The organism is Gammaproteobacteria bacterium (assembly GCA_021648145.1).
In the GTDB taxonomy this organism is placed as follows: Bacteria; Pseudomonadota; Gammaproteobacteria; order JAADGQ01; family JAADGQ01; genus S141-38.
On the sequence record JAKITI010000013.1, the window covers coordinates 38684 to 56660 of the forward strand.

General features: G+C 42.7%; 15 protein-coding genes. 10 read left to right on the forward strand and 5 right to left on the reverse strand.

The window, feature by feature from the left end; all coding sequences use genetic code 11:
- Positions 1–526: 526 nt before the first annotated feature.
- From L3J70_09260 to L3J70_09270, 3 genes are read left to right on the forward strand one after another with little or no spacing between them, the layout of a single operon-like run.
- Complete coding sequence (locus tag L3J70_09260; protein ID MCF6236539.1) at positions 527–1393, forward strand: hypothetical protein; 867 nt, start codon at positions 527–529, stop codon at positions 1391–1393.
- Positions 1377–2855 (forward strand): Eco57I restriction-modification methylase domain-containing protein, encoded by a 1479-nt coding sequence (locus tag L3J70_09265; protein MCF6236540.1) that lies wholly within the window; start codon positions 1377–1379, stop codon positions 2853–2855. The genes L3J70_09260 and L3J70_09265 overlap by 17 nt, the downstream gene beginning before the upstream one ends.
- Positions 2855–5314, forward strand: coding sequence for a DEAD/DEAH box helicase family protein (locus L3J70_09270; protein ID MCF6236541.1), 2460 nt, complete (start codon positions 2855–2857; stop codon positions 5312–5314). The genes L3J70_09265 and L3J70_09270 overlap by 1 nt, the downstream gene beginning before the upstream one ends.
- On the opposite strand, the gene L3J70_09275 is transcribed toward L3J70_09270, so the two are convergent.
- Together L3J70_09275 and L3J70_09280 are read right to left on the reverse strand one after the other, a co-directional pair.
- The gene (locus L3J70_09275) at positions 5304–5606 is read right to left on the reverse strand and encodes a DUF5615 family PIN-like protein (protein MCF6236542.1); all 303 of its coding nucleotides are present in this window, start codon (positions 5604–5606) and stop codon (positions 5304–5306) included. The two genes, L3J70_09270 and L3J70_09275, sit on opposite strands and share 11 nt — an antisense overlap.
- A gap of 8 nt (positions 5607–5614) precedes the next feature.
- Entirely contained in the window at positions 5615–5842 is a 228-nt protein-coding gene (locus L3J70_09280; GenBank protein ID MCF6236543.1) for a DUF433 domain-containing protein, read from the reverse strand.
- 309 nt (positions 5843–6151) lie between these two features.
- Between L3J70_09280 and L3J70_09285 the strand changes: the two genes are divergently transcribed.
- On the forward strand, positions 6152–7369 hold the full coding sequence (locus L3J70_09285) for an alginate export family protein (GenBank protein ID MCF6236544.1): 1218 nt from the start codon (positions 6152–6154) through the stop codon (positions 7367–7369).
- A 52-nt stretch (positions 7370–7421) separates the two neighbouring features.
- Here the strand turns inward: L3J70_09285 and L3J70_09290 are convergent, their stop codons facing one another.
- Positions 7422–8105, reverse strand: coding sequence for a Crp/Fnr family transcriptional regulator (locus L3J70_09290; protein ID MCF6236545.1), 684 nt, complete (start codon positions 8103–8105; stop codon positions 7422–7424).
- Between the two features lie 129 nt (positions 8106–8234).
- Here L3J70_09290 and L3J70_09295 point away from each other — a divergent pair, with 129 nt between their 5' ends.
- The 6 genes from L3J70_09295 to L3J70_09320 all read left to right on the forward strand — a co-directional run bounded on the left by L3J70_09295 (position 8235) and on the right by L3J70_09320 (position 14401).
- Positions 8235–8669 (forward strand): cytochrome c, encoded by a 435-nt coding sequence (locus tag L3J70_09295; GenBank protein ID MCF6236546.1) that lies wholly within the window; start codon positions 8235–8237, stop codon positions 8667–8669.
- A 12-nt stretch (positions 8670–8681) separates the two neighbouring features.
- The gene (locus L3J70_09300; GenBank protein MCF6236547.1) at positions 8682–10070 is read left to right on the forward strand and encodes a cbb3-type cytochrome c oxidase subunit I; all 1389 of its coding nucleotides are present in this window, start codon (positions 8682–8684) and stop codon (positions 10068–10070) included.
- Between the two features lie 71 nt (positions 10071–10141).
- Positions 10142–10960: a CbbQ/NirQ/NorQ/GpvN family protein gene (locus tag L3J70_09305; GenBank protein ID MCF6236548.1), complete on the forward strand. Its 819-nt coding sequence runs from the start codon at positions 10142–10144 to the stop codon at positions 10958–10960.
- Between the two features lie 12 nt (positions 10961–10972).
- The gene (locus L3J70_09310; GenBank protein MCF6236549.1) at positions 10973–11881 is read left to right on the forward strand and encodes a 4Fe-4S binding protein; all 909 of its coding nucleotides are present in this window, start codon (positions 10973–10975) and stop codon (positions 11879–11881) included.
- Between the two features lie 22 nt (positions 11882–11903).
- Positions 11904–13739 carry a VWA domain-containing protein gene (locus L3J70_09315; GenBank protein ID MCF6236550.1) on the forward strand — a complete coding sequence of 612 codons (1836 nt, stop codon included), beginning with the start codon at positions 11904–11906 and terminating at the stop codon, positions 13737–13739.
- A 242-nt stretch (positions 13740–13981) separates the two neighbouring features.
- Entirely contained in the window at positions 13982–14401 is a 420-nt protein-coding gene (locus L3J70_09320; GenBank protein MCF6236551.1) for a GNAT family N-acetyltransferase, read from the forward strand.
- Between the two features lie 67 nt (positions 14402–14468).
- On the opposite strand, the gene L3J70_09325 is transcribed toward L3J70_09320, so the two are convergent.
- Both L3J70_09325 and recC read right to left on the reverse strand, forming a co-directional pair.
- A complete protein-coding gene (locus tag L3J70_09325) occupies positions 14469–14726 on the reverse strand; it encodes a type II toxin-antitoxin system RelE/ParE family toxin (GenBank protein MCF6236552.1) in 258 nt (85 codons plus the stop codon).
- Between the two features lie 60 nt (positions 14727–14786).
- A complete protein-coding gene (gene recC, locus L3J70_09330) occupies positions 14787–17945 on the reverse strand; it encodes an exodeoxyribonuclease V subunit gamma (protein MCF6236553.1) in 3159 nt (1052 codons plus the stop codon).
- Between the last annotated feature and the right edge of the window lie 32 nt (positions 17946–17977).

The following is a 17977-nucleotide window of genomic DNA, read 5'->3' on the forward strand; positions in this document are numbered from 1 at the left end:
ATAATTTGGGTAAGAAAAGGCGGTAAAATATATTGGTCAACACCGGAACTGCTCAAATATGCATAGATATAATGATTTTCTCTTCAATTAGGGCTTGTCAATAAATAACCCATTAATTGGAATTAAGCGAGATAACGTTAAAAAATCCTATCGCAGCTTTCCAGCAGGAATCCATATCATCTTTTACTGAGTTGCGACAAACCATATAGAAATTATCAGTGTCATCCATCAGAAAATGGATGTACAGCAACACTTACCATAGCTTACCTGTTTCGATAAGTTACAACGCAGTTTTCTGTTTTCCATAGGCTGTCTTCACACAGGAGCCCACGCCATAATATTTACCACACGATCTAACTCTACAAATAATTGACACCACACTGTCAAAAACTCCTTTTTAGTCAATAAGATGACTCAAAAATATAGAGGCAATATATTCGTTACTCGTTATTTTATCTATATTGTTTTGAATGGCACAGGTCTTGCTTTGAGTCTGATAGTTATCAATCAAAGTTAAGGAAAACTTATGTCTGTTGTTGTAAAAAATTCCATTGATGCAAGCAACAACGCCATCGAAAGGCCGCAAGGGAGCGCGCATTTCGACTGCACATTATCTCACCGCAGCAGAAAGCGTATAAAGGAACTGGGCGAGGTCTTTACCCCTGAAGCCAGCATCGTGGACATGCTGAAACTGCTTGACCGAAGCCGCAGAGGAATATGGGGGAACGAAAACATTACTTTTTTCGAACCTTGCTGTGGCCACGGCAATATGGTTGTCGTCATCTACAGAAAGCGTTTGCAGGGTTTGTATAAAAAAGCGCTGCAAAGAGGTGAGAAAAAACCGGCCTATTATGCGGTCGCCAACGCGATTAACAGTCTGTGGGCGATTGATATCGACCCACTTAACATTACTCATTGCAGAGCCAGGGTGCTTGCGACAACCATGGAGTTCATAAAAGAAAAAACTGGTACATCCAGCGCCAGGAAAATCATTGCAAAAGAGACCTCATTCTTCGGCCACCTCCTGTGCGCGATTAACTGGCACATTCATGAAAATGAAACCCTTTCAAGTCTGTCCGGGGCAAAAGATGCCGAGACCGCAGCCGGTAAAACACAGGCAGGTCATCGCTGGTTTAGAAAATATGGACATCGGCCACTGAATTTCCAGACCAGCTGGACAGACCATTTCAAATCGAACCCGGCAGACAAGATCATCCGTATTAGTCACAGGCAAGCAGATCGATGGGTTAAAAACCTGATTGCGGGAAAACAATGCAGTGATTCAATTTTTCAATTTGCAGACTTTTTGACTGGTCAGAAAAAAATCCGGTTAATAATTTTCCCCAAAATAACGTCATTTATGCGGGAGGAGCCGCATGAAGACTGCGGTTGATTTGGGCGTCAGGACACATGTGGTTGATATTCTGGGTAACGTGGTGGGCAGGGATCAGCCTATCATGCTGATGGCAAAAGCGATAGAGCTGGTCACTACGCTGGATGAAGATGTTTTCCATAGCCAGGATGTGGTGTTCTTCGATCCATTTTGTAAAGCTGGAGAGATTCTTCTGGCATGCGCCTATGCAAGCTGCTGTGCCAAGTTTAAAACAGATGTAATGGACATAGGGTCAGAAAAAGTTGAAATAGCAGTCAAGAATGAATTATATCACTCCAACCGCTACTTTGCCCTGTCCCCGGATGAACGACACCACCGTCTCAGCCTGAGAACCTTTTTGGGCAACGAAAATTCACATAAGAAAGAGTTTAACCATATCATCCGCAATGGCAATTATGTTTCCGAGATTGATGGGCGGCTTGATCGAGAAAAATTTGAACGGGAGTTTTTATCCATGCTGGAGTATATAAAAAACACGTCAGGGAAAAAGAAAATTATTGCGGTGGGGAATCCACCTTATCAGGAGTCGGATGGGGGCGGGACAGGGAAAAGCGCTATCCCGATTTATAATATTTTTGTTGAAAAATTAATTGGAACGGCAGACGTTAGAGAATTTGTTATTGTCATCCCATCAAGGTGGTTTGCTGGGGGAAAAGGTCTAAACTCTTTTAGAGAAAATCTTATTAAATCAAAGAAAATATCGACAATTGCAAATTACTCTAATAGCAGCACGGTTTTTCCGACAGTTGATATTAATGGTGGTGTTTGTTTTCTGCATTATAATAAAGGCGAAAAATCGAAAAACATAAAGTTCCTTGATAACGAAACCAGTCATTCAATCAACTTGGATGGTCTGGACATTATTCCAGATGACCCTCGCGCAACGATTATATATAAACACATTAAGTCCTTATGGAAAGGAAAATGGGTTAGTGATACTGCTATGGCAAGAAATGCTTTTGGGATACCATCTAATTTATTCAAAAACAATACAGAAAAAACCAGATCTTCTGGTGAGAAAATACAATGTTTTTTCATGGGCAAGCGAGTTAGATTTTTAAACCCCAGCTTAATCACCAATAACGCTGACTTGATTAAAAAATACAAAGTAGTTGTATCTAAAGCAGCTGGTGGTTCAAAAGGAAAAAGAAGATCGACGATACCAGTAAGCGTGTTTTTTATTTTAAATCCTGGTGAGGTTTGTAGTGAGACGTACAGTATTGTTGATGTTTTTTCTACAGTCACAGATGCAGAACGATTTTGTGCATTTCTAAAAACTGATTTTGCTAGATATCTTGTTGGGATACGAAAAATTACTCAGAATGTTTCCAGAGATTCGTGGAAGTGGGTTCCACACATTGGAGTTGAGAAGGAATGGATCGACTGTGATCTTTTCGAATATTTTAAAATCACACCAGAAGAACAAAAACACATCAAAAACAAGGTCAAGGAGTGGTCTTGATGGAAGAGCGGGAACTTTACGTCTACTCAACTGAAACCTACTTAAAAGAGGGGTTGGTTAAAGTCGGTCATTGTCTGCAAGGACGTTATAAGCAAAGAATCAAAGAACAATTTGGCACCAGCAACCCTGAGCTTCCAATTATTCTGTGGAATCATTCACTGCCTCAAGAGATAACAGATAAACACATTCATGGAAGAATGGAAAAAAATGGCATCAAGAAAAAATCTGATAGTGCTGGGCAGGAGTGGTTTTATGCTTCTACAGATCAGGTTAAACAAGCGTTTAATGAAGTGGTTTTCGGGGAATCAAGAGTCGAGAACTATCAACTCAGAAAAGAACAGCAAGCCGCTGTTGACAAGGCATGCAAGTGGTTTTCTGGCGATTATTCCTCGGGCACGGTCAGGTCGGCAACGCATAAGGATCGTTTTTTGCTAAATGCCAAGATGCGGTTTGGTAAATGCTTTACCGGTCTTCATGTCGCCAAGGAAATTGGGGCAAAAAACACCCTGATTATGACCTATAAACCCGAGGTGATTAGCGAATGGATGGAAGCTGCGAATGGGCATGTCGATTTTTCCGGTTGGCTGGGTATTCGAGCTAAAAAACGGAATGGTAATAGCATAGAAGCTTGCTTGTCTGATAATGGTGAATTTCCTCCTTTTGATGGCTCTAAAGTGCTGGGTATTTCTTTGCAGGATTTAGCTATTGATACCGATGGAAAAACTAAAATAAGACTGGAACAAGTGGTGGCAACGCATTGGGATTTGGTGATATTTGACGAAGTGCATTTTGGTAGCCGAACAGAGCGAGCCAAACATATTATCGACAGTTTGGAGTCTGATTTCCGACTTGATCTTTCCGGTACGCCGTTTCGGCTGATTCAGGAAGATGATTTTTGCTCACAACAGGTCTTTACCTATAGCTATCTGGATGAGAAAAAAAACAAGCAACAGGAAATTGATAATGATCCCGGTGGCGACAAGCCTTATGTGTATCGGGAAATGCCCGATCTGGACATTTCAACCATCGAAATCACTCAACAGGATATTGCCGAACAACGAGAGACGTTTTTAACTGACGATCTGGATTTTTCCTTGAATGAGCTGTTCAAGGCGACCAAAAGTGGCTTTGTTTATAATGATGCTGTCGATCATTTTTTGGACGGTTTAACCAAAGCCGGACATGATGCCAGAGCCATCAGCGTTTTTGGCAAACTGGGTAGCCAGTTGGGCGCACCGCCTGTGCGTCACTCTGTCTGGTGGCTGAACCGAGTTGATTCGGTGGCGGCACTGGCAAAAAAGTTGAGAAAGCACCCCTGTTTTTCCAGATTCGAGATCATCAATGCTTCGGGTTGCGAAGCCAGCGATGGTGATGAAAACAGTGTGATCGCGCGCGACAAGACAGATATCGAGAAAAAAATTCAGGCGGTTCATGGCAATCCGAATAAACTGGGCACGATTACGTTGACATGTCGCCGCTTTCTAACCGGCGTGACCATCAAGGAGTGGGACAGCATTCTGGTGCTGAATGATGTCAAGTCGGCAGAATCATATTATCAAGCTATCTTCAGGGTACAATCGGCGTGGGTGGATAAAAAGAGCCGAAAAGTCCTCAAACCCCGCGCCTGGGTGTTTGATTTTGCTATTTCCCGCTGCTTGCGCATTACCTATGAATACGCCAGCGCACTGGCTGACCAACTGGATCAGCAAGACAGTTATGAGCAAAATGTTCGGCTGGATCGTGATAACCTGACGGATACGGTAACAGGTCTGTGTGACACGCTGGACATCAAACGATTTTATGAAGGCAGTCTGAACAGCGATGCGACAACTGCAAAAGATATTTTCGAGGCGCTGAATCTGGAAGGCTCCCGAATTTCTCTGGCGAAACGTATTACCAGTGATGTGCTGGTGAATTTTGGTGCATTGAAGTTGCTGGAAGATAATCCCTATCTGTATGAAGTATTGAAAAAGGTCAAAGGTTACCGTACTCAGGAAGTCGGCACGATTGAGGATTTTGTGCATATCGGGATTGAGGCAGAGGAACTGAAGAACAAGAAAAAACGGGAAAACACGACACTGGACGATACTGAGGAAGAAAACAAGGATTTTGTCGAGAAAGAGAAAGACAAGGAACGCAAATCAAGAAAGAAATGGTATGCCACGCAAATCAAGCGCTTGGCTATTTGCATGGCCGATTTTATCTACATGACCTACGAACGGGAATATAATATTGATGATGTCATAAAAACCAAAAATCCGCATTTTTTTTGGGTGATGACTGGTATTTCTCAAGATGATTTTGCAAAACTTTGTGATAAAGGGTTTGTTAATCGTCTTGCCTTGAATCGGATCGTGCGTGAATTTCGGGATCAGGAAGAAACTTCGTTATTGCCTGAAGAATATATCTTTGAGAACCTGAAAATGTTAAATGAGCAGCGCGCTCAACTTATAGTGTAAATATTAATTTCTTGGGCAGAGAAGTTGTGTTGATTGATGCCGGGATTATTTTTGGTACAGGCTTTGCCCCATTCCCAACAGCAAGCCAAATTACTTTTGGTGGTGAACCGAATAAAAATGATCTTTGCCGAAAATCGTTATCTTTAGAAACGATGATATAATTTTCATCCTGAGCATACTCCCAAATGCAGGTATCTGTAGTCCCTTGCATCTGTAAAAAATCAATATGGCTACTTTCTGGAAAATCTTTCGTGAGAAATTTAACCAGCTTTGAGCTAATGTTTTCATCCAAGAGTAGTTTCATGCAGCCAATGAAGTTGCAAGCCTTCGCTCTCTAGCAGCAGCAAAAGCAAAGACCATTTGTATATCTTTCTGACTAAGGCTTGGAAAGTCCTCTAAAATTTCGGATTCTGACATTCCTCCAGCAAAATATTCGAGAATGTCATATACCGTTATACGTGTACCTTTAATGCAAGGATTTCCACTACGAACATCAGGGTTAATTATAATATACTCTTCAAAATTCATTCGATATTACCTGCGTTGCTCAAACCTATATCTTATTATAGTTTTCACTTAAAAATAAAACTACTATAAAATATATCGGTCAACACTGGAATTGCTCAAACAGTTCACTGATATCTCAACGTTGGAAAAGCTATGGCATATTTTTGACACATTAAGGTGCATTGAAAGGTATTGTCTGTGCATAAATAGATGAAAATCAGGTTGTATTTTATTTCTTTGCGCCTAACTCATTGAAAAATAACAGTTAAAATATTTTGGCATATTTTTTGCCTTTCCCTGAGTGTTGATTTTAATGAGCAGGGAATAAGAATGAAAAAATCACTAAACATGGCTCTGGTTAGCAGTGCAATAATGGGTTTGACAGCAGTGGGTTATATGCAATCGGTACAAGCTGATTCTATTGCTGATGCGATGAGTTCTGGTAAAGCGACTGTTGATTTTCGTTTGCGCTACGAGGGTGTTGATCAAACGGGAAAAAGTAAGAAAGCGAATGCGGCAACTTTACGTTCACGCTTATCTTATAAAACAAGTGATTTCCAGGGTTTTAGCCTTTTTATGCAAGGAGAGCATGTAAAAGCTCTGGTAGAGGATTACAACAGTAAAACGAATGGAAAAAATGATTATCCTGTTATAGATGACCCAGCAACGACAGACCTTAATCAGGCATATATCGCTTACAATATGGCTGACACCACAGTTAAATTAGGTCGGCAAGAAGTGGTTCTGGATAATGCCCGTTTTGTGGGTAATGTAGGCTGGCGTCAGAATGCACAATCTTTTGATGCATTGACGGTCGTGAATACTGCACTGGCAGATACAACGATCATTTATGGTTATGTTAATAATATAAATACAATTACGGGTGGTGATACTGATACAAAAACCCACTTAGTCAATGCATCATATTCTGGTTTGCCGATCGGTAAAGTCACAGGTTATGGTTACTTTCTTGAGCTCACTGATGCACCTGCGACCTCTAATTCAACTTTAGGTCTGCGCTTTACCGGTGATACTGAGGTTGCAGAAGGAACCAAACTTCTTTATACCGCTGAGTTTGCATCTCAAAGCTCTTACAAAGGGGGTGCGAATACTATTGAGGCAGATTATTTTTTTGGTGAATTTGGTGTTAATACATCAGGTATTACTGCAAAACTGGGTTATGAGGTGCTGGGTGGTAATGGAACCTATGCCTTTGGTACACCATTGGCAACAAAGCATGGCAAGAATGGTTGGGCCGATATGTTTTTAGTGACTCCTAAAGATGGCCTGGTTGATCTCTCTTTTTCAATCAGTGGTAAGGTTAATGGCGTGAAGTTGATGGCGGTTTATCGTAATTTCAGCGCAGATAATGGTAGTGATAAATATGGCTCTGAAATTGATCTGATCGCGGTTAAAAAATTCAGTAAAAACTATAAACTTATGGCTAAATACGCAAGCTATAGTGCAGATACTCCTGATACGAATAGTACTCTTTCTTATAAAAAGGATACTGATAAATTATGGTTGATGGGGCAAGCCACGTTCTAGCCACTTTTGTCATACTATAGAGTCGCAGTCTCGTAATGAGGTTGCGGCTTTTTCATACCTCTACTTTTTTATACAGCGCTTCAAGATCTAATAACCTGATCACATTACCTTCTGTTTTTATCAACCCTTCTTTATTAAGCTTTCGGAGTGTTCGAGAGAGCGTTTCCGGTTTTATTGAGAGCTGCGCGGCAAGTATCTGTTTGGATGTTATAAGATGAATTTCATTATCGTTGTCAGGGGTATTCAGCAATAGGTAATTGATCACTCTATCAGTGGCTGTTTGCAGCGTTAATCGGTCGATCTCATTAATATGCTTGTGTAGCCGCTGGCTCATATTTGTCATCAAACGAAAGCAGGTTTCAACTGAATGGCTCAAAATTTCTTTGAAGTCCTGATTAGAAAAACACCAGATTTCACCGTTCTCTATAAATTCTGCACTGACATGATAGTGATTAGGTTTGCCCGCAAACATAATGGCTTCTGCGAATGTTTGCCCGGGCTTGACTACTTTGATCACTTTCTCTTCTCCTGCGGGCGAGAGGCGGTAGATTTTTAACAACCCGGTTCGTAGCCAAAAAAAATGGTTGGCATCTTCACCTTGGGAAAAGAGTTGCTCGCCGCTTTTCATCGTTTTGATCAGGGTATTTTTCAGTGCTTGTTTTAGCTGCTGTTCGTCTAACCCAGTGAATAGAGATGCATTGCGAAGCTGGTCGATGTGAGTTGTGTTCCAGGTCATCTTTATCCATACCTCTGAGTTCCAGAATGAATGTGCTTTTTGTGAGGCACTTGATCTAGGTCAAGGTGAAATGCCTAGTGATGCAGTTAAATATCTGCACAACACAATAATACACAAAAGGAGAAGGATATGAGTGAGAGTTTCACCAAATCCATGGCTCGCAACATCTTCATTGGCGGCGGAGTGTTTTCATTCTTGCTGTTCATCGGTTTGACTGTTGACACCATGGAGCGCTTACCAGAACGTGATAATCGCCACAATATTACCCCCGAAGTCGTTCTTGGCAAAAAAGTATGGGAGGACAATAACTGTGTGGGTTGCCATACCATATTGGGTGAAGGTGCTTATTTTGCTCCCGAACTGGGGAATGTTTATCAACGTCTGGGGCATAGCACCGAGGCCATTAAAATGGTGATCAAGAGTCGCCCCGTGGAAGGCGTGCCGGGTCGTCGCAGTATGCCACAATTTAATCTGACTGAAGAAGAATTAGAGGGAATCGCACAATTCCTTAAGTGGACTTCTGAGATTAATACCAATAACTGGCCACCCAATATTCAGGGTTAAGGAGAGATATCAATGCTTAAGTATCAATCACAAGCTGTTGCCAAGCCCTATTTTATAGCTGCTATCGGGCTGTTCGTGGCACAAATTTTATTTGGCCTGGTGATGGGGCTTCAATATGTCATAGGCGATTTTTTGTTTCCAGAAATACCTTTTAACATTGCACGTATGGTGCATACGAATTTGCTGATTATCTGGCTGCTGTTCGGTTTTATGGGCGCATCCTATTTTCTGGTGCCTGAAGAGTCAGAGCGAGAACTGCATAGTACAAAGTTGGCGCTCATACTTTTTTGGGTCTTCTTGATTGCCAGTGCTTTGACGATTGTTGGTTACTTGGCAGTGCCTTATGCAACACTCGCTGAAATCACTGGAAATGATCTGTTGCCTACGATGGGGCGGGAATTTTTAGAACAACCCACGATTACCAAGATTGGTATCGTTATAGTCATTTTAGGTTTTATTTATAATATCGGTATGACGATACTGAGCGGTCGCAAAACTGTCGTGAGCGTTGTATTGTTGACGGGCTTAGTCGGCTTGGCTGTATTCTTTCTGTTCGCTTTTTATAACCCTAGCAATCTGGTGCTGGATAAATATTTCTGGTGGTGGGTGATTCATCTCTGGGTTGAGGGTGTTTGGGAGTTAATTCTCGGTGCGATTCTGGCCTTTGTATTAATCAAAGTGACGGGTGTGGATCGAGAGATTATTGAAAAATGGCTCTATGTGATTATCGCGATGGTGCTGATTACAGGTGTGATCGGTACAGGTCACCACTATTATTACATCGGTACACCTGGGTACTGGTTATGGATTGGTTCAATCTTCTCCGCACTGGAGCCGATTCCATTCTTTATGATGATGCTGTTCGCATTCACCATGGTGAACCGTCGCCGCAAAGATCATCCGAACCAGGCCGCAGTGCTGTGGGCGCTTGGTACGGCTGTGACCGCCTTTTTAGGTGCCGGTGTCTGGGGTTTTATGCATACCTTGGCTCCGGTCAACTATTACACTCATGGTACGCAGTTGACTGCCGCTCATGGACATTTGGCTTTCTATGGGGCTTACGTGCTGATTGTTTTGACGATCATCTCCTATGCGATGCCGCTGATTCGTAATCAGGGTGAAGCTGCTCCAGCGAAAGCACAGAAACTGGAGAAACTTTCGTTCTGGCTGATGACGATCTCAATGTTTGCTATTACTCTGCTATTAACCGGTGCGGGCATCATGCAGATCATGACTCAGCGAATGGCCGAAGATCCCATGAGCTTTATGGCAGTGCAAGACAGCTTGACGTCCTTTTATTGGCTGCGTGCAGTGGCGGGTGTTGTTTTTCTAGTCGGCTTGTTTGTTTATATTGCCAGTTTTTTTGCCAAGGACGATAAAACATCGATGGCAACCAAGTAGCAAAGTTTAGTATGGAAGAAAGAGGGGCGTACCTTACGCCCCTTTTTTCTTTCATACATGGAGGGTATGAAATGTTGAGTGAAGTGAGCACATTAAATAGTGTTGATGTTAAAGATATTCCATTTTATCAAGCTCAAGCGAACGAAGTGACCCTGTTTGAGCATGCCTATAAAAACAAGTTGCCACTTTTGATCAAAGGCCCCACGGGATGTGGTAAAACTCGTTTTATCGAGCATATGGCGGCAAAACTAGGACGGCGGCTTTATACCGTGGCTTGCCATGATGATTTAACGGCGGCTGATCTAGTGGGGCGGCATTTGATCGGTGATGGTGAAACCATCTGGTGTGATGGCCCCTTAACGCGGGCGGTCAGAGAAGGGGCGATCTGTTATCTCGACGAGGTGGTTGAAGCACGAAAAGATACCACGGTCATACTTCACCCGTTAACCGATGATCGCCGGATTTTACCACTTGAACGTACTGGTGAACTGCTTCATGCGCCCGACGAATTCATGTTGGTGGTTTCGTATAATCCAGGTTATCAACATCTATTGAAGGGTTTAAAACCCAGCACTCGACAACGTTTTTTGGCTGTCAGTTTTGATTACCCTGAAGCCGAATTGGAAGTACGAATTGTTCACCAGGAATCGGGGCTTCCAGAAGAGAAAGTAGGGCAGTTAGTGAGGCTGGCAAAAGCATTGCGTGCCCTGGATGGTTATGATCTGGAAGAGGGTGTCTCGACCCGATTGCTGGTTTATTGTGGCAGTTTGATTCAATCCGGTATGGATTTAAAAGAGGCTTGCAGGGCTGCAATTGTTGAGCCATTGACCGATGACCTGGAGACTATTTCGGGTTTGATGGAAGTGGTGGATGCTTGTTTGGGCGAATAAGGCTCATTATTGATGGAACTTCAGCGCATTAGGTTATGGACTCGGAGTGGTTTCTTTTTACTTTTTTTATTAGCACCACCACTGGATCTTTTTCGACTGGATTTGCTCAAGGGGCACTTTATTTTTTTTGGCATGAACTGGGAGTTTGGATTAGCCGTGTTGACGCAAGGTGAGCTGACTGCAACTGCCACCGTATTAAAAATTATTACGCTAGGGTTTTTACCTCTGGTACTTTTTGTCGGTGGAGGAATTTGGATATCATGGAAATATGGGCGGCTCTATTGCGGATGGTTATGCCCTCATTTTTCTGTGGTGGAGATGATCAACTCACTAATGCGCCGAGCCAGCGGTCGTCCCAGTTTGTGGGAAGAAAAAACACTGCCAGAAACCGAGTCAGATGGAACCATTTATCCACAAAAAAAACTTTATTGGGGCTGGACGGGTTTGGCCATTATTGGTTTTTCGTTTCTCTGGGCGGTGGTTTTATTGACCTATTTATTGCCCCCAGCAATGATCTATTCAAACCTTTTTACGGGTGAACTTACACGTAACCAAGGGCTTTTTATTGGTGTGGCAACACTGTTGTTCTGTCTGGAGTTTCTATTGGCCAGGCACTTGTTTTGTAGTTATGGCTGTGCCGTGGGACTGTTTCAGAGCTTGGCGTGGATGATTAATGATCGTGCCTTGGTGGTGACTTTTGATCGAGATCGGGGGGAAGCGTGTAAAACGTGCACTCAAGCGTGTGACAACACCTGCCCCATGCGGCTGCAACCCCGCAAGAATAAACGCCATATGTTTACTTGCACACAATGCACTCGCTGTATTGATGCTTGTGAGAAAGTACAAGCGCCAAGTGAAAGTTTATTGCATTGGCGGCCAGGTGATGAAAGCAGTAAGCAGTCACCGGCTCGCTTTAAATAACAGGTTAAAACGGGAGTATTGTATGGAAGAAGCCGTTGGGAAATATTGGCATCGCCTTATTACTCGCCATGCCGAGAATAGTTACCCTGAAGCTGTTGTTTGTCTGTCGAGTGTCACGAAACCAATCTCTATTATGTTTCGGGCACTGGGTGGTGATGGCGGGCTTAAAATCGAAGCCGCAACGCCAAGAGAGCATGGCGCTCAGCGTCATTGGTTGCAACGTATCGCTGGCAGTCATAAAAAAGCGGCACTGGCGTGGCGAGATCAAGAAACTTTGCGTCTGTCAGAGAAGCTGAGTTTATACCCTTCTTCAGAGCTGAATCGTGACCTCTATTTCTGGCTGGTAGTGCTGGCAGCCGTCGATATTGTCGAAAAAAAAGATTGGTTTATTGATAATCAACAACGCAGCCTGAAAGTATTGCAGCAATACCCCGGTATGCGCCAGCGCTACCTTCGCTTGGCCGAAGCCGAGTTAAAGCGAAGAGTTTCCCCCGAGTATCAATCAAAAGAAAATTTAGAACAAGAGCGTGCGATTTGGGCCGCATTAGTCGAGCCAGGCAGTCGAGAATACTTGCCTGAATCGAAGCATCCCCCCCAACCTGTTTATCTCTGGTTATATCCCGATTTAAGTGAAGTGATCCAACGGCGACACGATCCGGCTGAAAGTGATGAAGATGAATCCAGCCCTGAAGGCGAAGCGAAAGAGAGCAAGCAAAAGCATCGATACCAGGCTGAACAGGTGGAGATGCCTAATGGTGATGATGGTCTGATTACTATTCGCTGGGAGAATATTTTCAGCTGGGCTGAATATATCAAAGTCAATCGTGCCACCGATGATGACGAAGATGAAGATGCGGCCCAAAAAGCTGCGGATATGGATGTTTTATCCGTTGCACGAGAGCAAAAATCAAGTGCATCACGCTTACGGCTTGATCTGGATCTGCCCTCTGCTGAGTACGATGATATTCCCTTGGTGGGTGAAGTGACTCTGCCTGAGTGGGATTGGCGTAAAGAAAAAATGATCCCGGAGCAGTGCATTATTCGTCCGATGTTACCGCGAGATGCCAAGCCAAAACCGTTGCCAGATGAACTGAAGCGTGTGGCACGTCGATTGCGCGGACAGTTCTCAGCGCTGGTGCAAAATCGAATTTGGTTGCGTAACCAAAAGGATGGTAGTGAGCTGGATATGGATGCCTATCTGGATCACTATATTTCTCGTAAAACAGCGGCGGTGACAGAAGAGTTAGGGCTCTATCGTGATCTACGCCAAAATCAGCGCGATATTGCCACCTTGATGTTGGCTGATCTGTCACTCTCTACTGATGCCGCAGTGAATAATGAGCAGCGTGTGATTGATGTGATCCGTGATACTTTGTTACTGTTTTCAGAAGCCCTCTCCGCGTGTGGAGATCGTTATGCCTTATATGGTTTTTCATCTCGCAAACGGGAGCAAGTGCGCTTTTTTCATCTCAAACAATTTGAAGACAAATATAACGATCAAGTACGAGGACATATTCAAGCGATTCGTCCTGGTTATTACACTCGAATGGGGGCTGCTATCCGTCACTCTGGAAATATTCTAAGCAAGCAAGCGGCAACCAAACAATTGATGCTGATTCTGACCGATGGTAAACCGAATGATCTGGATAAATATGAAGGTCGCTATGGTGTGGAAGATACTCGCAAGGCGATTATAGAGGTCAAACAACAAGGATTGATTCCTTTTTGTATTACGATTGACCACAAAGCGGATGATTATTTACCACATATTTTTGGCAAAAATGGCTATGTGGTGGTGCGTGATCCGAAAGAGCTTCCGCAAAAACTGTTAGGGCTTTATGCGCGTTTGACGGGTTGAATGTGGTTTTCGCCATCAAAAAGTCAGAGTGAAAATCATAAATCTTGAGCACTATGCTATTCGTCTTTTCCCAAATCAGGAAGCCGACTTAAGCGTTAATACACAGTAGGGCTGAGTTCATCATAAATTGCCATGGAAGAAATTTTAAAAGTTGATGGAAGATGCTGGTAGTATATTTTATGCCTTGAGTAAAAAAGCAATTCGCTAATATATTTTTAGTTCTTACATAGTGGGAAGTTAAGATGCCAAAACAAGCTGTAACAGATCAAGAAATTATTGATTGTTTTGATGTGATGTCAGAGCTACGTACACATCTGGTAAAAGATCATTTTTTGAGCACAATCCGTTCTATGGAAATAGAAGGCTATCGGCTCGCTTTTATCAAAAATCAGGGCGCGATTGCTGCTGTTGCTGGATATCGTATCTCCACGAATTTATTTATGGGAAAACATCTTTATGTTGATGACCTTGTGACATCCAGGAGTGCACGGTCAAAGGGCTTTGGGGAGACGCTTGTTAAATGGCTGCGAGATATCGCAAAAAATAACAGTTGTAATTTTTATCATCTTGATTCAGGAACTCATAGAGATCAAGCGCATAAATTTTATTTTAAACAGGGGTTTATTATCGCCAGCTACCATTTTAGTGAGCAGCTTAAATAATGGGTCAGTGGCTAATTTCTTTACGATTCAGGTCGTGATTCGGCTGAGCTTTACACTGGATCTAATTTCATTCGTTATGTTTCGGTCTTTTCCAAAACAAGTTTTCTTTCACTGCGCCATACCCTAACCTAACCACATGAATTGAGCTTTTCTCTCTCAAATAAATAATACGAAATGGTGAATGAATAAGCTTTCTTATTTTAGGCTCATCAAACTCTGGAACCATTTTTCCAATGTCAGGATTTTCACGCAATGTTTGAATATGGTCGATAATAGATGACACAAACTGCTTGCCTACATGAGGAACACCTGCTTCTTCGTTCATCTCTAATTCGTAATATCCATCAACCCTTGAGTTACGGCCTTCATAAACTCCCTATATACCTTAATTCGTGTTCCTAGAGCTTAACAGGTGATAAACAGCTTCTGATATTTCAACAAAATTATCATCTAAAGTGGTGGATGAAGTGGGATAGAGTATTTGGTGGTAAGCGTCGTTTGATTCACCTGCTACTCTGCTATTGCCTTCCCATATTCCTTGAGCCTTTTTTAAAGCTTCTTCGGGAGACTTATTTTTATTCAGGGCTTCTATATATTCATATCCACTGTTTGGGAAGAATTTAAGGGGCATGGAGAGCCCTTGCCAGTAATAATTCAAAAGCTTTTCCAGTTTCGCTTTAGCTAAATTAATAGGCGGCAGTGTGACCGTTTTATTTTCAGCAATATGGGTACTACTATGCTTACAGTGAGCTGGGGAGAGTGCATTAAAAATAAGGTGTTCGATTGATAATGGAATGTGATCACTATTTGCTTTGTATTTTGCAAGGCGATAACGTATACGACCTTCCGAGGTGATATTACTTAACCAGCCTTGCAATGTGAAGTCACCTATTTTTAAATCAACCTCTAAATCCTCAAGCTTTGAGGCCTTAATATGAGGTGATAATTTATCCTTGAAATTTTCAACGGCCTCTTGTTGTTCTTTATAGATGATCTCCCCAAATCCACCATAGGGCAGTATCCCGCTTGCGTTATAGAGTGAGTAGTCATGGTAAGGGTCGTTCTCATCCAGTTCGCTGTTCAGCATGGTTTGTTTTAACTGGTAGCGTTGCAATGGGTCTAACTCAAAAGGTTCGGACTCTTCTAAGGCTTCATCGTACTCTTCAAGATGCACACCTAGTCGTTCTTTAAGAAAAAAGCGGCTGGGATTTTTGAAAAAATTGATGAGCTGTGTGAGTTGAACTGTTTTGTAACTGACCTCAGGCTCTGAAAGAGGGGCCGAAATAAAAGGGGTGGGTTTACTGTCTTCATTTTGCTTGGTTCCAATCCAAACATCGTTATAACTGAATAACTTTGAATCATTTTTATAATAGCGCTTGCTAAAAGCTTGCAGTGGATGCTCTGTGATAAATGGCTCTGTTTCAGTATAGCCCTCTTCAATATACTCAATCAGCTCACTCACCAATACGGATGGAATTTTTACAGAGTTATCATGCATGCTGCGGCCGATGTAACTGATATAAAAAGTGTGACGTGCAGAGAGCAGCGCCTCTAAAAATAGATAACGATCATCTTGTCGGCGGGATCGGTCACCTTTGCGGGGTGATTGATCCATTAGGTCAAAACCGAGGGGGCGCTGATGCCGTGGATAGTCTGAATCATTCATACCAAGCAGGCAGACTATTTTAAAAGGAATGCTGCGCATGGGTTGCATCGTGCAAAAAGTAGTCTGCCCTGTAATAAAGCGTTGGCTCTGGCTTTCATTGTCAAGATGAGCTTTGAGATAGTCTTGCAGAACGGAGCGCGCTAAAGGCTCTTCAAATTGAGCCATCTCTGTATGCTCTATGAACTGGCTGAGTGCATCGCGAATAATTTGTAATACAGCATTTGACTCTTCGTCCGCTTCAAAAAAAGTGTCGAGAATTTGATGAAGTAGCTGAACCCACTCTTTGGGTTTATACGGCTTATTTAATTTGCTTTTAAATATTGATAGTTGAGAGATGAAAAACTGTAGCTGGCCCAGCAGTATCGAATTTTTCCCCTCAATACCGCTGTATGGAAAAATATCGTTGAAAACTGTTTTTTCGGGAGACATGGCGTAGCCCAGTAGCATTCTTTGCATACCGAAATGCCATGAGTTGGGGTTGTCACTCTCTCCCCAGCGTATCCCGCTTTCTTGAATCCACTGCCGGATATTTTCAAGGTTATTTTCATCAATATCAAAATGTTTTGATATTTCAGGTGTCTCCAGTAAAGAGAGTATTTCTGTGGCAGTAAAACGATTGTCAGGCAGTTGGATAAGCTGTAGAAAAGTTTGAATGAGCGGCTGCTCTTTTGTGACTGAGCGATCAGCGATTGACCATGGAATAAAAAGCTGTTTTTTGGCCGTCTTGAATACAGCTTCAATATAAGGGGCGTAAATATCAATGTCTGGTGCCATCACAATAATGTCGTGTGGCATGAGTGTGGAGTCTTGCTCGAAACAGTGAAGGAGTTGATCGTGCAGCACCTCAATTTCTCTCATGGGGCTGTGGCATATGTGAAGCTGGAATGAGTTATCATGGTCAGAGAGTTCAGTGGCGTGCTCTTTTACTGCTTCATTCAGCAGTAAAATATCAGTTTGAATATTTGCAAGCAGCGTATTGCCTTTGGGGGCGATAAATAGATCGTGGTCGATGCTTGGGTATTGATGCAATAGCTCTTGAAAATCTCGCCCTGATTTTCCCAGTGATGCTAATAAACTGTTACCCACGGTGTAATACTCTGTGGCATCAGTTTTTCCGTGTTTTTGCCAAAGCGCACGTAAACGGCTGAGGTCACGCTGCGGAATAATGTCTCCCCAATAAGATAAGCAGGGGTTGAGCAAGTAACAATTCACTTCGGTGATATCAGCAAGCCGCGCAATGACATCAAGATAAGCGGGCGGCATGGCCGATGCACCAAAAACAGTGATTCGCTCTGGCAGTGCCGAGGGATTTAATTGCCCTTTTTCATGGAGGCTAATAAATTTCTGGATGAGTTTGCAGCGATGTGGTGTGGCTTGCTCTTTTATCAATGCACGCCAGAGTTGTGCTTGCCAGTGTCTCTCTTTTCCAGTTTCCCATGCCATGATCCAGTCAGGTCTATAGACCATGTATTGATCAAATATATCAGCAATATTGCGAGCCAGTTGGTAGAGTTTGAGCGAAGCGCTTCGAGTCGATAAATAGTGATTCAGTGGTTCAAAACCTGGCTTTTGAATCAGCAGTGGTAGCAACCCTTGAATTTTCCATACCAGAACTTCTTTATCAAAAGAGGAGGTGTCTGGGGTCTCTTTCAGTTGGCTTTGAAAAATTTTCCAGATAAATGATGCCGGAAAGGGAAATTCAAAGTGAGCTGCTAAAGAGCGCTTTTTAGCCAGTTCAATGATAAGCCATCGTGCCATACCCTGATTTTGTATGACAATAATCTCTGGGGATAACGGATGATTCAGTGGCGTATCAAATGTTGTTGCAAGATGATCCAGAAGTGGCTCAAGGCGATTACTGTGATAAATATTCAGCATGATTAAATAATTGTATTAATAATAGTTACACC

What these genes read in the sequence shown, in the direction of transcription:
- L3J70_09260 (MCF6236539.1), top strand. Translation starts at nt 527, where the DNA reads ATGTCTGTTGTTGTAAAAAATTCCATTGATGCAAGCAACAACGCCATC.
- L3J70_09265 (MCF6236540.1), top strand. Translation starts at nt 1,377, where the DNA reads ATGAAGACTGCGGTTGATTTGGGCGTCAGGACACATGTGGTTGATATT.
- L3J70_09270 (MCF6236541.1), top strand. Translation starts at nt 2,855, where the DNA reads ATGGAAGAGCGGGAACTTTACGTCTACTCAACTGAAACCTACTTAAAA.
- L3J70_09280 (MCF6236543.1), bottom strand. Translation starts at nt 5,842, where the DNA reads ATGAATTTTGAAGAGTATATTATAATTAACCCTGATGTTCGTAGTGGA.
- L3J70_09285 (MCF6236544.1), top strand. Translation starts at nt 6,152, where the DNA reads ATGAAAAAATCACTAAACATGGCTCTGGTTAGCAGTGCAATAATGGGT.
- L3J70_09290 (MCF6236545.1), bottom strand. Translation starts at nt 8,105, where the DNA reads ATGACCTGGAACACAACTCACATCGACCAGCTTCGCAATGCATCTCTA.
- L3J70_09295 (MCF6236546.1), top strand. Translation starts at nt 8,235, where the DNA reads ATGAGTGAGAGTTTCACCAAATCCATGGCTCGCAACATCTTCATTGGC.
- L3J70_09300 (MCF6236547.1), top strand. Translation starts at nt 8,682, where the DNA reads ATGCTTAAGTATCAATCACAAGCTGTTGCCAAGCCCTATTTTATAGCT.
- L3J70_09305 (MCF6236548.1), top strand. Translation starts at nt 10,142, where the DNA reads ATGTTGAGTGAAGTGAGCACATTAAATAGTGTTGATGTTAAAGATATT.
- L3J70_09310 (MCF6236549.1), top strand. Translation starts at nt 10,973, where the DNA reads ATGGAACTTCAGCGCATTAGGTTATGGACTCGGAGTGGTTTCTTTTTA.
- L3J70_09315 (MCF6236550.1), top strand. Translation starts at nt 11,904, where the DNA reads ATGGAAGAAGCCGTTGGGAAATATTGGCATCGCCTTATTACTCGCCAT.
- L3J70_09320 (MCF6236551.1), top strand. Translation starts at nt 13,982, where the DNA reads ATGCCAAAACAAGCTGTAACAGATCAAGAAATTATTGATTGTTTTGAT.
- L3J70_09325 (MCF6236552.1), bottom strand. Translation starts at nt 14,726, where the DNA reads ATGAACGAAGAAGCAGGTGTTCCTCATGTAGGCAAGCAGTTTGTGTCA.
- recC (MCF6236553.1), bottom strand. Translation starts at nt 17,945, where the DNA reads ATGCTGAATATTTATCACAGTAATCGCCTTGAGCCACTTCTGGATCAT.